This window comes from Pseudonocardia yunnanensis, from assembly GCF_039534065.1.
Classification (GTDB): domain Bacteria; phylum Actinomycetota; class Actinomycetes; order Mycobacteriales; family Pseudonocardiaceae; genus Pseudonocardia; species Pseudonocardia yunnanensis.
This window is the reverse complement of sequence record NZ_BAAAUS010000019.1, coordinates 45209-59611: the sequence shown is the minus strand read 5'-3', so window position 1 is coordinate 59611 and position 14403 is coordinate 45209. Positions and strand designations below refer to the sequence as shown.

Here is a 14403-nt window from a genome sequence, read left to right as displayed (position 1 = left end):
CGATTGGCTTGCTGTCATCACGTCGTCGCCGCGCCACAGTCGCTTCGAAGTGGCACAAGCCGTGCGGGTAAGGGTGCCGCTCGACCGAGCGGTTGTCGTGATGGCCTCCGGCCATCTTCCATTACCGGCTGGCCGGAATCCGGTGTGCCCGCTGCCACTGCCATCGCGGCACGATCCGGATGAACCGCCATCGACCCCGGGCAACGCGGCGTCCGACGTCCCTACCTCGGCCGCGCGGCTCTCCGGTGGCCGGGTGTCGGTGGGGCAGGCTGGAGCCATGACTGGCACCTGGATCGACGTGCACGCGCACTACAACCCGCCGACCACGGCGGAACGGCGGGAGGCGAGCTGGCGGGCAATGCGGGAGGCCTGCTTCATGGTGCCCGAGCCGTACCACTGGACCGTGGAGAAGACGCTCGACCACATGGACCGCACCGGCATCGGCATGCAGATGCTGAGCGACCAGCCCGCCGGAACCGAGGCATTGCGTGCCTCGAACGACTACGGCGCCGAGCTGGTGCAGCGGTACCCGCATCGTTTCGGTCTGCTCGCGGCGCTGCCCACCGACGACCCGGCAGCGACGATGGCCGAGCTCGACCGCTCCGACGAGCTCCGCGCGGACGGGTTCGCGGTGACCTGCCGGCGCAACGGCGTGTACCTCGGCGACCCGAGCCTCGAGCCGATGTGGACGGAGCTCGATCACCGTGGCGCCACGGTCTTCGTCCACCCGGACGCCTACGCCGACGCGACGCAGGGCCGTCCGGCGCCGTTGATCGAGGTGGGCTTCGAGACAACGCGGACGATCGTGGACATGGTCTACGCCGGTCTCTTCCGGAAGTACTCCACCATGAGACTGATCGTCGCGCACTGCGGTGGCGGTGGCGCGCTCCCGGCGATGACGGGCCGGCTCGGGCTGCTGGGGGCCGAGCCGTGGGTGCCCAACCCGAACGCGCTGACCGCCGAGGAGATGCGTACCCAGCTGCGGCGGCTGTACCTCGACACCGCCGCCACCGGGTTCGCATCCTCCCTTGCGCCGGCACTCGTCATGACAACGCCGGACCACCTCGTGTACGGCTCCGACTCCGGGGTGCCGTGCAGCACCGAGGAGACCATCGAGGCCAACAAGCAGGCACTGCTGGCGTTCGACGGCCTCACCCGTGAGCAGCGCGAGGCCGTCGGCCGCAACGCCGCGGCGCTGTTCCCCGCTGCCGCAGCCCGCCTCGACGGATGCACCGCAGCGGCCTGACGTCGGTTCCTACTCAGCCAGTTGAAAATGCCAGACGATCGTCACCGGCCGTCCGGCGTTGACGGCGTGCGCCGCGTCGGGCACCAGATCGGCGAGGCTCCAGGGCCAGCGCTCCCACGGTCCTACCCCTTCGCTCGCACCAGACCGTGGAGGGCCGGCCGGCGATCGGGGCTCCTCGCAGCGTCGCACCTGCAGACCGACCGGCAGGGCCGCCCGCAGATAGTCACCGACGAGGTGGCGATAGGTCGACACGCGTGCGGGTCGGCCGCCTGGCCCGACGACGGAGGGAATCGAGCCGAGAGCCACCGATTCCTGGTGACCGTCCGAGATCACCAGATGCCCGCCGGGGCGCAGGACCCGTGCGAACTCCGTCATCACGGGTTCGAGCGCCGGAACGTGGTTCAACGCGAGGCCGCACACGATGACGTCGGCCGAATCATCGGCAAGCGGCAGATCCTGAAGATCACCCGACCGGAAATCGACCTGCGGCACACGAGTACGTGCTCGGGCGAGCATGTCGGGTGAGCTGTCCACACCGATCACCTGATGACCATGTGCCACCAGGTACTCCGCATACCTGCCGGTGCCGCACGCGGCGTCGACGGCGATGCCCGTCGGCCGCCCGTCGAGGATCTCGCGCACGAGAGGTTCCTCGAAATCGAACAGCCCGTTGCGCGGCTCGTCATAGGTCTTCGACCACACGCGGTATCCGTCAACCGTGTCGACGCGGTCGACCAGAACGCCTTGTCCGATCAACGACTCGTCGTCGAGCAACTCACGGACCTCGGCGAGACGCGCCTCGACGAACTGCCGGTCGAACTCCCCGGTGAATGCACGCAGCAACGCGACACCCTCGAGGCCGAGCAGATATGCCAATGGGTGCTCGTAGATCACGGCGGCACGGTAGCCGGGCGCTTCCGACGCGAGCCAACCGTTTATGCCTACTCAGAGGCAGTGGCGCATCACGCCTGTCGCGCGCCGCGCTGTTCGGCCGTGATGACGGGATCGGTGACCCCGCCAGGGGACGTCCATTTGTCGATGTCCCACCCGGCCCGCGTCGCGCCGGCCCGGTAGGCGCTGTCGTAGAACTCGAGCACCGCTGCCCGAGGATCCGGCGCCGCGCGAGCGTCGTCGTAGCGCAGAACCGCGAGGTGGCTGCTACCTCGCTCGATCCAGTCGGCCGTCGAGGGGTGCAGGGGTTCATCCGCCAGTCCGGCAGGCTCGGGGGACGTGTAGGAGTAGAACGCGGCCTCGGGGAAGGCGTCCTCGCCGAACCAGAAACCGAAGCTGGTGACGTCCCGGGAGTAGGCCTCGCGGGTGACCGGATCCGTGGACGGGGGTTGATCGACGAAAGCATCGCCGAACCGGGTGACCGCGATGTCGAACGTGTGCCAGAAGTGGTGAACAGGGCTGGTCTTGCCGGAATAGCCGGCCGCGAACTCCTCCAGCAGCAGGTTCACCTGGCTGAGAACACGCCAGTAGCGGCTCACCGCAGCGGCGTCGTAGATCGCGTGTTCGGTGTCCTCTGCGAACGGTCGGCCGGAGTCGGACAGGTCGAACGGCCAGGGCAGCGCGATCCTGACGTCGGCCCCGACGGCGGACAACCCCTTGTGCACCTGGTCGTAGAAATCCGCGACCGAGTTACCGGCAAGGGGGAACGAGTACCGCCGGCCGCTCAGTGCGGTGATGTCCAACCGGTGGTCCAGGAAGTCGAAGTCGATCGTGAAGATCGTCGATCCGTCGGTCATCGGACGAGTCGTGATACCGCGGCTGGTGACATGGAAGGGAACGCTCCACCAATGGTTGCGGCGGGGGCTGGCCGCCAATCTGACCTTGCCGACGATCTGGGCAAAACGGTGCAACGTCGCGCGAGTGTCCACCCAGGAGGTGAACGGAAGATCAGGGAAGAGTTCCACGGTGTTCTCCTCGAGGTCGGGCCCACGACGGAAGCCCCGCAAGCATCCCGCACCAGCCTCTAGGTCACCGCGCACACCACGGTGCTACGGCACACACGTCCGGCCGTGTGCACCGTGGCCACACGATGTGTGCCGTCATCTAGTGGCCTGCGCTCTGGCCTCCGTCCACGTGGAGGATCTCGCCCGTCACGAACGGGGCGTTCTCCAAGTAGGTCACCGCTTCGACGATGTCGCTCACCTCGCCCATTCGGCCGACGGGGTGGAGGGCCGCCAGCATCTCGTGCTGTGCCTCGGGGTGCATGGGCGTCTTGATGATGCCTGGCGAGACGGCGTTGACGCGGATGCCGCGGGTGGCGTACTCGATGGCCAGCGACTTGGTGGCGGACTGCACGCCACCCTTGGTCAGCGATGCCAGCACCGAGGGGACGTCGGAGTTGGCGTGGTCGACCAAGCTGGTGGTGATGTTGACGACATGGCCGCCGCCCACGCTCAGCATGTGCGGGATCGCGGCCTTGGTGATGCGGAACAAGCCCGCCAGGTTCACGCCGACGACGGACTGGAAATCGTCTTCGGTGTAGTCGGTGAAAGGCTTGGGGACGAAAAGCCCAGCGTTGTTGACCAGGGTGTCTATACGACCGAAGTGCTCGATGCCTGCAGTGATGACGCGATCTGCGCCGGGGTCGGCGACGTCGGCCTGCACCGTGAGAACGTCGGCGTCGTCAGACGGGGCGACGCTGCGTGACACGGCGACTACGGCGAAACCGATCTTGCGGTACGCCGCGACCAGACCTGCGCCGATGCCCTGCGAGGCACCGGTGATGACCGCAACCTTCTTCTCCTGCGTAGTGCTCATTCCGCCCTTTTTCTCCGCCTGAGCTCGTTGGCATGGACAGCCTCGGCGTAACGGTTATCCTTCACCGGGCGTCAGCCACGGACAACCACCATCTTTCCGCCGGCTTCGTTCGCCTCCATCACGCGATGTGCCTCGCGGATATCCTCGAACGCGAACACGCGGGCGGGTTTGGCATCGAGCTTCCCCGCCGCCACCTCCCGCGCGATGTCCTGAAGGGGCACATCGGACAACGGAAAGCCAGGCGTCCCGAAGACGAAGCTCCCGAAGAAGGTCAGGTAGACCCCACTGGCCATCTGCAGAAGCGGGTTGAAGTCGGCGATCGGGTCGAGGCCGCCGAGCCACCCGGCCAGGCAGGCACGCCCACCTCGGCGCAGCATGGCGAGAGAATCGATGATCACACTGTTGCCGACCAGATCGAGCACCGCATCGATCTGCTTGGACTCGGCGATCCGCTCCGAGAGGTCGAGCGCCTCCAGCTCGCACCGCTCGACGCCCAACGCCTCCAGCATGGCGAATCGGTTCCGACTGCGCGTCGTCGCGAGGACGCGCAGCCCGGCGTTGACCGCCATCTTGATCGCCGCCTGCCCGAAGGAGGACGTCCCGCCGCGGACGAGCAGCAACTGACCGGGCTCGATCTCGAGGTTGCGGAACAGGCAGGTCCAGGCGGTGGCATACGTCTCGGGAATGGCCGCCAGCTCGGCCCACGACAGCTCGGCGTCGATCAGCGCGACATTGGAGACCGGCGCACGCGTGAACTCGGCATAGCTTCCGTTTCTGGTACGTCCGAGACCGCCCATGAGAGCGGCAACCTTGGCGCCGACGGGAAACTCACCACCCGGGCACGACTTCACGATGCCGACGCATTCGATGCCGCTCACTTCCGCAGCCTCGGCCCACTCGCCGCGCCGCATGTGTATTTCGGCATGATTCAAACCGAAGGCCTTGATGTCGATGACGACTTCGCCTGCCTCGGGCTCGGGCTCGGGGATGTCCTTGTAGACGAGACTGTCGAGACCACCGAACTTCTCGAGAACGATGGCACGCATGATCTTCCTCCAGGGGACGGCCGGCAGCGGTCCGCGCCAGCGTAACGCATGAGAAGGTTCGCCGATCGCCATCGAAATTCCACATGCGAACCGGGACGGCGCCCGTCGAGAGCTATTCGAAATATCGCAGACACCTTTCGACAAGACGCACGTCCGCCCTCCCCGCACTGTGGTAATCGTAATTCGAGCCGCACCGCTCGGAATAGAAAGAGCCGCATGGATATCAGCAATTCCGGGCAAACCGCCGAACCGGCGCCCCCGGCGAGCCGACCGGGGCCACCTTTGCCACCCGGCCGACCGGTGCCTGCGGAGGCATCCGGCGGCCTCCCGTGAGTCAACAGCCCGACAGCCATACCGTACTAACCCCCCAACAGCGCTTGACAGGTTACATCGGCGAGTCTTACGCTTCATAACCACCATTGATAGTTGATGTGGTTAGCTGGACCGCCGGGCGTGACCACGGGAAGGAAGATCGCGATGCCACAGCGCCCAGCCGGAGCGACACCCGATCGCGTGCCGGAGCAGGTCGGAGAGCCTCCCGCGACCGCCCCGGGCCCAGCGCTCGGACGTATCGTCACCGCCACCCAGGGGCGGCCACGTGGACAGTCGCTCACCGTCACGCCAGGCTTCGGTCCACTTCCCGCCATCTACCTGCCGGCCGCACCGCTCAGCCCGCTTCGAGCCGGGAGAGGGAGAACCGCCCGTCTCAGGGCGCTGGCATCGCGTGTTATGTCCCTGTTCGCCGGAGTCCGGCACCACCGTGCATCGCAGACCGGTTGCCTCAGGTCGATCTCATGACGACGCTGCGCGCGCTCCAATGCCTCGTGGCATTGATCGACTCGGAATCGGTCACCGAGGCCGCAGCCATGCTGCACATGTCACAGTCGGCGGTCTCACATCAGATCGCAGGCCTGGAGCGCGAACTCGGAACACAGGTGGTCGAGAGGCTGCCCCGCGGCGTCCGCCCCACCGCGGCAGGCCGGGCCGCGGCCAATGAGGCCCGCACCGCACTGAAAGCCGCCGCTCGCGCGATCGAGACAGGCCGGCAGGTCGGCGGCGGCCGCGCGGGTCGACTCCGCATCGCATGCAGCGAGACGATGACGGTCTGGCTACTGGCGCCCGTCCTCAAGGACTGGAGCCGACGAAGACCCGACGTGCGCCTCGACCTCGCCGAGTTCACGAGCGCGGACCGGATGACGGAGCACATCGCCGCAGGCGAGTCGGACATCGGCGTCGGGCCACGGCCCACGACCACATCGGCCCGCATCGAGCTGCTCGGCCAGGAACCGATGGTCGTGGTGGCCGCCTGCGGCCATCGGTTCGCCGCGAAGTCGTCGGTGTCGGTGATCGAGCTCGCCGACGAGCCGTTCGTCCATTACGACCCGGACAACGGACTGTCGAGCTGGTTGGACGAATTCGCGGCGCAGCATCAGCTGAGCACGATGCCGGTGCTGCGCACCCGAAGCCCCCGGACTGCGGCCCAACTCGCCGCTTCAGGGATGGGGGTAGCGATCGTGCCGATCTCCGCCCTGATGGCCCAGTCGGCACGCATCGTCCGCCACCTGGATCCCGAGGTGCGCCGCGACGTGACCGTGCAGATCGGCAATTCCGCCGACTCGCTGGCGCAGCGGTTCGTCGCCGATCTACGCCGTCGCGGCCTTCCGTGCTCGGCGGTCTCCGATCACAACCGCGACATCAGTGCCTGACGGCGCGCGGCCTGGTCAGCCAGCCTCCTGGCTTCGCCGGTAGTGACGACGAGCCTTCAGACGATTGCCGCAGACCTTCATCGAGCACCAGCGAGCGGAGTTGCCGTGACTGCGATCGAGAAGGAACAGCCGGCATTCGGGGTTGGCGCACGGCCGGAGGCGACCGGGCATCTGCTCCTGCACGTGGCCCCAGGTGAGCAGCGCACGCGTGGCGAGGAGTCGGTCGTCGTCCACGTCGAGCCGCCAGCCCACCCCGTCGCCCGTCAGGTCGGGGCGAAGCCGGACGCCGCGAAGCGACGGCGCGAGCACCGCCACCGGCTCCTGACCCCTCACCACAGCCTGCAGCCGGTCGCGAACCCGGCGCAGATGGCCGATCTCCGGCGGCGAACCACTGCCGCCCCTGGCGAGAGCCCAGTGCTGCGCCTCGTCGTCGACGGCGAGCAGGTCTCGGCTTTCGTCCCCGACCACGGGTGTGCTGTTCAGCAGGTCGAGCAGCAACTGCTCGTCGCCCGAGTCCATCGGATGAACCACGCGATGATCCTAACCACATGAAGGCGCTTGACAAGTTATGAGTGGGCATGTCTGATGACATTCGCCTAACCAATCAAATGATGATGGGTAGTTAGTCATGTCTGACGTGCACCACCGCAGCGCCACCGTGAACGGCCACCGGATCTTCTACCGCGAGGCCGGCCCCGCCGGCGCGCCTGTGGTCCTGCTCCTGCACGGCTTCCCCACCAGCTCACGAATGTTCCGCCGCCTGGTACCTGCGCTCGCCGACCGTTACCACGTCGTCGCGCCCGACCACCTCGGCTTCGGACACTCGGCAACGCCCGGAACCGACGAGTTCACCTACACCTTCGACGCGCTGACCAACATCACGCAGGGCCTGCTCGACCAGCTCGGCATCGACCAATTCGCGATGTACGTACAGGACTACGGCGCACCCATCGGCTGGCGGCTAGCGCTGCGCCGGCCGACTGCCGTCACCGCCATCATCAGCCAGAACGGCAACGCCTACGACGAGGGCTTCGTCCCGGACTTCTGGTCGGCGGTGTGGGCCTATGCCGAGAATCCCGGCCCTGCCACCGAGCCGGGCGTTCGTGGTGCGCTCTCCCTCGACGCCATCCGCTGGCAGTACCTCACCGGCGTGGCGGAGCCCGACCTCGTCGACCCGGACATCTGGCTGCTCGACCACGCCGGCGTCGTCCGGCCCGGGAACGACGAGATCCAGCTGGCCCTGTTCCGGGACTACGCGACGAACCCGCCCCTCTACCCCGCTGTCCAGGAGTACTTCCGCACCAGCCAGGTTCCGCTGCTCGCGATCTGGGGCGACGGCGACGAGATCTTCGGGCCGGACGGGGCGAAGGCCTTCGCCACGGATCTCCCCGATGCCGAGATCCACCTCATCGAGGGCGGCCACTTCCTGCTCGAGAGCGCCTTCGACACGGCGAGCCGCTACATCCGCGGGTTCCTCGGCCGCACCACGGCAGCGACCACGTCCTGACGCTCAGGCACCCTCGAAAGGACCCACAGCATCATGACCGGACCGCTGAAGGACCAGACCGTTCTCGTCGTGGGACGCGGCGGCGGTCTTGCCCGCGCCGTCGCACTCGCCGCCCGTGACGCCGGCGCTCATGTCGTGGCGGCCGGGCGGCGCCCCGATGCCCTCGCCGGCGCCTACGCCGGCGAGCCGGACATCACTGTCGACAACGTCGATCTCACGGACGAGCCCTCGATCATCTCCCTCGGGGAACGGCTCGGGACCCTCGACCACGTCGTGTCCACCGCATCGGCCCGCGCCCGCGGCCGCCTCGCGGAGCTCGATCGGGAGGCGGTCCGGGCGTCCTTCGACACCAAGGTCATCGGTCCGCTCATGCTGGCCAAGCACCTTGCTCCGCGGATCAACGACGGCGGCTCGTTCGTGCTGTTCTCCGGGGTGGCAGCCTTCAAGATCGCCGTCGGCACGCTCGCCGTCGCGATCACCAACGGCGCCGCCGACACGCTGACCCGCTCACTCGCGCTCGAACTGGCGCCCATCCGGGTCAACGCGATCTCTCCCGGCGTGGTCGACACCGGCGCCTGGGACGCACTCGGCGAACAGCGCAAGACCGAGATGTTCGCGGACATGAGTGTCCGCAACCCGGCACGACGCATCGGCACGGCCGACGACATCGCCTCCGCCGTGCTGTTCGCACTCACCAACACCTTCCTCACCGGTGTGACGCTCGCCGTCGACGGCGGCGAGGTGCTCACCTGATCCGAGACCGATCGGAGGACCTCCCCATGGGCCTGTCGTGGCAGCAGGGACCGCTCTCGTCGGGAACGGTCGGGCGCTTTCTCGTCCCCGACCCACTCCCCCACCGACTGCTGTTCGCCGAGCCGTTGCGGCGGCGGATGCGGGTGCGGCTCGGGGGTGAGTGGATCGCCGACAGCGAGGACGTCGTCCTGCTGCACGAACCCGGCCGCTACCCCGTCGCCTATTTCCCGGTCGGCGACATCGAGCCCGAGGTGCTGGAACGGCTGGAAACCGTCACCGACCATCGCGATCTCGGGCCGACGTCCTGGTTCGCTGTGCACACCGCCGCAAAGACGGCGCAGCGTGGGGCGTGGCAGCACACGGGCCTGCCCGAACACGCGCGTGAGTTCGAGGGGCGAGTCGCATTCGCCTGGCGGGCGATGGACGCCTTCTACGAGGAGGACGAACGCATTCTCGGTCACGCCGCGGACGCCTACCACCGCATCGACATCCGCCGCACGTCTCGCCATCTGGTCGTGTGCCTGGGTGACCGCCCGGTCGCCGACACGTCGGAACCAGTCGTCCTCTACGAGTCCGGGTTCGCCCCGCGCTGGTACGTCCCGCGGGCCGACATCGACGAGACCGCCCTGACCCCTGTCGACGGCCAGACCTTCTGCCCGTACAAGGGACTGGCCAGCTACTACGACATCGGCGACGCCAAGCGGGCCGCGTGGTCGTACCGCGACGCGTGGTCCGAGGTCGGACGGGTGCGCGACCTGGTCTCCTTCGAGCCGGACAAGCTCACCGTTCTCCTCGACGGCACAGTGCTCGAACTCGAACCCGGTCAGCAGGTCACTCCGCACGGCATCGACCGCGGGCTCACCACCGACGAGGTCGCCACCGATCACGCCGATCCGGTCGTCGATACCTGACGTCCGGTCCCGGACCGAGCGGAGCGATCAAGCCACTAGCTTTCGTGTTCGGGCAGCGACGCGAGCCGTCGTGCGAGCTCGTCACGCTGGTTCTGCAGCCGCGTCAGCCGTTCCTCGACGACGGCGAGGCGGGCACGGTAGGTCCGCACGGCGAGCCCGGGGTCGCTACAGGGGCCGTCGGGCTGCTCCAGACAGGGCCCGAGCTCCCGCACGGCCTCGATGGTCAGCCCGGAGGCGAACAACTCGGCGACGTGGCGGGCCCGCGCGACGGCCTCGTCAGAGAACTCGCGCCAGCCGTTCGAGCCGCGCTCGGAGTGCAGCAGCCCGTTCTGCTCGTAGTAGCGCAGCATGCGCCTGCTCACCCCGGTCCGCTCAGCGAGCTCCCCGATCCGCAACGCCGCCCCCGTCCGGCCTTGACCTTGACACCCGTGTCACTACCTAACCTGCCTGACATGGCACCTGATTCCTCCGCACGCACAGCACTCGTCACCGGGGGTGGCTCCGGGATCGGGCGGGCGATCGCCGTCGCGCTGGCCGAACGTGGCGCCGACGTGCTGGTGACGGGGCGACGGCCCGACGCGCTGGCCGCGACGGCGGCATTGCACCCCCGCATTCGCATCCGCGTCGCCGACGTGGCCGAGCCCGGCAGCGCAGACGCTGTCGTCGCGGCCGCCGCGCCATCGGGCCGGCTCGACGTGTTGGTCAACAACGCCGGCATGATCCGGGTGATGCCCCTCGGGCAGATCGACGCCGCCGAGGCCGAGCGGATGTGGGCGGTCAACGTGCTCGGCCCGACAATGCTCACACAGGCCGCGCTGCCGTTGCTCGTGACGAGCCGTGGCGCGGTCGTCAACGTCTCGAGCGTGTTCGGCGCGAAGCCCGCCCCACAGATCAGCGTTTACGGCGCCACGAAGGCCGCAATCGAGCAGCTCACTCGCAGCTGGGCGCTGGAGCTGGCCCCACACGGGGCGCGGGTCAACGCCGTGGCACCGGGTCCGGTCGCGAGCGAGGTTCTGCAGAGTGCCGGGCTCACCCCGGAGCAGATCGCCGCGACGGAGGCGGAGGAACGAGCCCGGATCCCGCTCGGGCGCCGCGGGTCGCCCAAGGATGTGGCGGACTGGGTGGCGGCGCTGGCGGAACCGGACGCATGGATCACCGGCCAGGTCATCGGCGTGGACGGCGGCGACGCGCTGACCTGATCGATCAGAGCTTGCGTGAGTAGTCGATGGCCACCGACGGGACCGCCATCAGCAGGCCGGCGATGGCGAACATGATGAAGACCCCGACGAAGCTGCCGCTCACCTGGACGATCACGCCGACCAGGATCGGGGCGAGGATGCCGGCCACGTTGCCCGAGAAGTTCATCGCGCCGGAGAGCCGGCCGACGTGCTGCGGCGAGGCGAGCCGCGCTGGAACGGACCAGTACAGCCCGCCCCAGCGGAGGAAGAAGTTCGCCAGGCTGATCAGCAGGATCGCCGCCGCGGGTGTCGACACCGTGTTGACGAGGATGATCGCGACGGCGACCCCGAAGCCGGCGAGGCCGAGCAGGGTGCGGAGCACGAGGTTCGCCGAGGCGCCCGAGCGGATCCACCGGTCCGCCACCTGACCGGCGATCAGCTCGCCGACGAAGCCCGCGCCGAAGATCACGAACGTCCAGAGACCGGTGATGCCGAACGAGACGTGCTGCACCTCGCTCACGTAGGACGGCGCCCAGGTCAGCAGGCCGTAGACCACTGCGTCGTAGCCGAAGAACGCGATGAGCAGCAGCCAGGCACTACGGAACCGGAAGTACCGCAGGGCCGACCCCCGCGCTTCGGGCTCTCGACCTTCCTCGGCCTCGCCCGTCGCGAGGTAGTCCGCCTCCTCACGCGTGATCATGGGGTGGGTGGCCGGGTTGTCCCGCATGAAGAACCAGGCGGCTATGCCGATCAGCACCGTGACCAGGCCGACGCCGGCGAACGCCAGCCGCCACGTGCCCAGCCAGACGATCAGACCCGTGACCAGCAGCCCGCCGAACGCCGTGCCCAGCGGGCCGCCACCGTCGACGAGCGTGCTCCCGCGTGCGTGTTCGCTCTTGCGCAGCCAGCGCGTCAGCGACGCGTTGGCGCCGTTCTGCACCGGGCCTTCGAAGACACCGAGGAGCATCCGCATGCCGATCAGCGAGGCCACACCGTTCGCGAGTCCGGTCAGTCCCTCGATCACGCCCCAACCGAGCAGACTCGCGGTCACGACCTTCCGCGGCTTCAGCTTGTCCACCAGCCAGCCGCCGGGTAGCTGCATCACGGCGTAGGTCCAGCCGAACGAGCTGAGGACGACCCCCGTGATCGCGGCGTCGAGATGCAGGTCCTTGCTGATCAGCGGCATGGCGATCGACAGCGACGCACGGTCGATGTAGTTGATGATCATGACGAGGACGAAGAACCCGAACATCCACCAGCGGAGGCCGGAAACGCGGATACCGGAAGCCTGGGTACGGACTCCACTTCGAGTGCCCATGTGCACTTGTGAGAACCACCAGTTCTATCGCGTGACCGTCAGAGACGGAGGGATTCACCAGCCCGTGCGACCGCGATTCCGGGCGCATCTTCGGCGGCGGTGACGTGCGCGAGGTCGAGTTCGACACCGAGATCGCGGATACCGTCGGCGGCCGCTGCCTGCAGCCTGTCGTCGGTGACGATGCGGTCGAAACGGCGTAGCGGTACGACGTCGTACATGCCGAAGGTCCCGAACTTCGTGCTCGTCGCCAGGAGCACCGACTCGGAGGCGCCGTCCAGGGCCGCGAGCTTGACCTCGACCTTGGCTTCGGCCGGGGTGGTGACCCCTCGGCTCAGGTCCCAGGAGCTGGTGCTGATGAACGCGAGGTCGGTGTTCAGCCGGCGGAGCGTCTGGGCCGCCAGCCGCCCGACCGTGGATCGATTGGTGTGATCGAGACGGCCGCCGACATGGATCACGTCCACGTTCGTGGATCCGGTCAGATCGTCGACGATGACGCAGTCGTTCGTGATCACCGTGATTCCGCAGCGTTCGCGGATGGCCGGGGTGAGCGCGCCGGTGGTCGTGCCCGCATCGAGGTAGATCGTCATGTCGTCGTGCAACAGGCTTTCCGCCCGCTGCGCGATGGCGACCTTCTCGGCGCGCTCGGTGCCCGCTTTCGTGGCGAACGTGGGCTCCTCGCGCATGGAGCTCGCGTGGCGCACGCCGCCGGGCACGGAGTAGGCCCGACCCTCCCGCTCGAGCACGACGATGTCGCGGCGCACGGTCATGTGGGAGACGCCGAGAAGCTCGGTGAGCTGGGCGACGCTGAGAACGGTGTCCCTGCGCAGCAACCGCATGAGCTTCTCGCGGCGCTGGTCGGGAATGAGATTCGTGTCCTTCTCGATCACTGCCCGGATTCTTTCTCCGCCTGGGCCGCGGCATCGAGGCCGGGTGCGGCACCGAGCTCACGGCGCAGGACGCTGAGCCTCCGATAGGCGGCGTCCCGGTAGGCGAGCAGCGCCGGAACGTCCTCGCTGGGGATGTCGAGGAACCCGCGGCCGCTCTTGATCCCGAGGTTGCCCTCGTCGACCGTCTTGCGCAGCCGCTCCGGCGCAGCCAGCCGCTCGCCGTACTCGGCGGACAGGCTCTCGTAGGAGGCGGCGTAGACATCCAGCCCGGCCATGTCCCCGATCGCGAAGGGACCGAAGAGCGCGAGCCGGAACCCGAAGGCGTTGCTCACGACGGTGTCGATCTGTGACGGGGTGGCCAAGCCCTCGTCCACCATCCGCACGGCTTCCTTGTACAGCGCGAACTGGAGCCGATTCGCGACGAAGCCGGGGCTGTCGGCGATCCGGGCCGGGACTTTGCCCGCCTCGGTGACCATCGCCTCGACGCGGGCGATCGCGTCCTCGGATGTCTGTGGGGTCGCGATGAGCTCGATGGCGGGAACGAACGGCGCCGGGTTCATCCAGTGCACGCCGAGGAAGCGTTCGGGACGCTCGACAGATTCGGCGAGCTCACCGATCGGGATGGCCGACGTGTTCGTGCCGATCACGGTGTCGGCGCGGGCGGCCCGGGAGATCCGGCGCAGCGCGTCGGCCTTGACCTGGCGGTCTTCGAAGACGGCCTCCGTGACGTAGTCGACGTCGGCCACGGCGGATTCGATGCTGTCGGCGGCACGCAGCCGCTGTTCGAGGATCTCCACCGAGCCGGGGTCGAACAGGTCCGTCTTCACGAAGCGACGGGCCTCGTCGAGGAGCCGGACACGTGCGGCCTCCGCCTTGGCCGCATCGACGTCGCTCAGCACGACGTCCCGGCCGGACAGGGCGAGCACCTGAGCGATTCCGCCGCCCATGTATCCCGATCCGACGACTGCGACGGTGCGGATGCCGGCGCCGGACTCACTGGCTACGGGGTCGCTCGACATTCGGTCCACTCCTTCGGGGCTTCATGGGGCGACGTCATCGCGTCGTCACCTGGGACGTTAGCT

General features: G+C 68.2%; 15 protein-coding genes. 6 read left to right on the top strand and 9 right to left on the bottom strand.

All coding sequences use genetic code 11. The features are described from left to right. The first annotated feature begins 277 nt into the window (after positions 1 to 277). Positions 278 to 1246: an amidohydrolase family protein gene (locus ABD743_RS18345; protein ID WP_344723311.1), complete on the top strand. Its 969-nt coding sequence runs from the start codon at positions 278 to 280 to the stop codon at positions 1244 to 1246. A 9-nt stretch (positions 1247 to 1255) separates the two neighbouring features. On the opposite strand, the gene ABD743_RS18340 is transcribed toward ABD743_RS18345, so the two are convergent. From ABD743_RS18340 to ABD743_RS18325, 4 genes are all read right to left on the bottom strand, one after another. Next, complete coding sequence (locus tag ABD743_RS18340) at positions 1256 to 2140, bottom strand: class I SAM-dependent methyltransferase (RefSeq protein ID WP_344723310.1); 885 nt, start codon at positions 2138 to 2140, stop codon at positions 1256 to 1258. A 68-nt stretch (positions 2141 to 2208) separates the two neighbouring features. Further along, on the bottom strand, positions 2209 to 3162 hold the full coding sequence (locus ABD743_RS18335) for a DUF5996 family protein (RefSeq protein WP_344723309.1): 954 nt from the start codon (positions 3160 to 3162) through the stop codon (positions 2209 to 2211). Positions 3163 to 3301: 139 nt separating this feature from the next. Continuing rightward, entirely contained in the window at positions 3302 to 4015 is a 714-nt protein-coding gene (locus ABD743_RS18330; RefSeq protein WP_344723308.1) for an SDR family NAD(P)-dependent oxidoreductase, read from the bottom strand. Positions 4016 to 4086: 71 nt separating this feature from the next. Continuing rightward, the gene (locus ABD743_RS18325; RefSeq protein WP_344723307.1) at positions 4087 to 5133 is read right to left on the bottom strand and encodes a zinc-binding alcohol dehydrogenase family protein; all 1047 of its coding nucleotides are present in this window, start codon (positions 5131 to 5133) and stop codon (positions 4087 to 4089) included. 722 nt (positions 5134 to 5855) lie between these two features. Between ABD743_RS18325 and ABD743_RS18320 the strand changes: the two genes are divergently transcribed. Then, on the top strand, positions 5856 to 6767 hold the full coding sequence (locus ABD743_RS18320) for a LysR family transcriptional regulator (protein ID WP_344723306.1): 912 nt from the start codon (positions 5856 to 5858) through the stop codon (positions 6765 to 6767). Positions 6768 to 6782: 15 nt separating this feature from the next. On the opposite strand, the gene ABD743_RS18315 is transcribed toward ABD743_RS18320, so the two are convergent. Continuing rightward, complete coding sequence (locus ABD743_RS18315) at positions 6783 to 7298, bottom strand: CGNR zinc finger domain-containing protein (protein ID WP_344723305.1); 516 nt, start codon at positions 7296 to 7298, stop codon at positions 6783 to 6785. A gap of 97 nt (positions 7299 to 7395) precedes the next feature. Here ABD743_RS18315 and ABD743_RS18310 point away from each other — a divergent pair, with 97 nt between their 5' ends. Genes ABD743_RS18310 through ABD743_RS18300 form a run of 3 tightly spaced genes read left to right on the top strand, consistent with a single transcriptional unit; the run spans position 7396 to position 9938 of the window. Further along, complete coding sequence (locus tag ABD743_RS18310; RefSeq protein WP_344723304.1) at positions 7396 to 8274, top strand: alpha/beta fold hydrolase; 879 nt, start codon at positions 7396 to 7398, stop codon at positions 8272 to 8274. A 33-nt stretch (positions 8275 to 8307) separates the two neighbouring features. Continuing rightward, positions 8308 to 9027 (top strand): SDR family oxidoreductase, encoded by a 720-nt coding sequence (locus tag ABD743_RS18305; RefSeq protein ID WP_344723303.1) that lies wholly within the window; start codon positions 8308 to 8310, stop codon positions 9025 to 9027. A gap of 26 nt (positions 9028 to 9053) precedes the next feature. Beyond that, complete coding sequence (locus ABD743_RS18300) at positions 9054 to 9938, top strand: DUF427 domain-containing protein (protein WP_344723302.1); 885 nt, start codon at positions 9054 to 9056, stop codon at positions 9936 to 9938. 35 nt (positions 9939 to 9973) lie between these two features. Here the strand turns inward: ABD743_RS18300 and ABD743_RS18295 are convergent, their stop codons facing one another. Next, positions 9974 to 10333 carry a MerR family transcriptional regulator gene (locus tag ABD743_RS18295; RefSeq protein ID WP_344723301.1) on the bottom strand — a complete coding sequence of 120 codons (360 nt, stop codon included), beginning with the start codon at positions 10331 to 10333 and terminating at the stop codon, positions 9974 to 9976. Between the two features lie 57 nt (positions 10334 to 10390). Between ABD743_RS18295 and ABD743_RS18290 the strand changes: the two genes are divergently transcribed. Beyond that, the gene (locus ABD743_RS18290; protein WP_344723300.1) at positions 10391 to 11137 is read left to right on the top strand and encodes an SDR family NAD(P)-dependent oxidoreductase; all 747 of its coding nucleotides are present in this window, start codon (positions 10391 to 10393) and stop codon (positions 11135 to 11137) included. 4 nt (positions 11138 to 11141) lie between these two features. Here the strand turns inward: ABD743_RS18290 and ABD743_RS18285 are convergent, their stop codons facing one another. From ABD743_RS18285 to ABD743_RS18275, 3 genes are read right to left on the bottom strand one after another with little or no spacing between them, the layout of a single operon-like run. Next, positions 11142 to 12434 (bottom strand): MFS transporter, encoded by a 1293-nt coding sequence (locus tag ABD743_RS18285; protein ID WP_344723299.1) that lies wholly within the window; start codon positions 12432 to 12434, stop codon positions 11142 to 11144. Between the two features lie 38 nt (positions 12435 to 12472). Next, entirely contained in the window at positions 12473 to 13321 is an 849-nt protein-coding gene (locus ABD743_RS18280) for a DeoR/GlpR family DNA-binding transcription regulator (protein ID WP_344723298.1), read from the bottom strand. Then, positions 13318 to 14340, bottom strand: a complete 1023-nt coding sequence (locus ABD743_RS18275) for a 3-hydroxyacyl-CoA dehydrogenase family protein (RefSeq protein ID WP_344723297.1) — start codon at positions 14338 to 14340, stop codon at positions 13318 to 13320. The genes ABD743_RS18280 and ABD743_RS18275 overlap by 4 nt, the downstream gene beginning before the upstream one ends. Between the last annotated feature and the right edge of the window lie 63 nt (positions 14341 to 14403).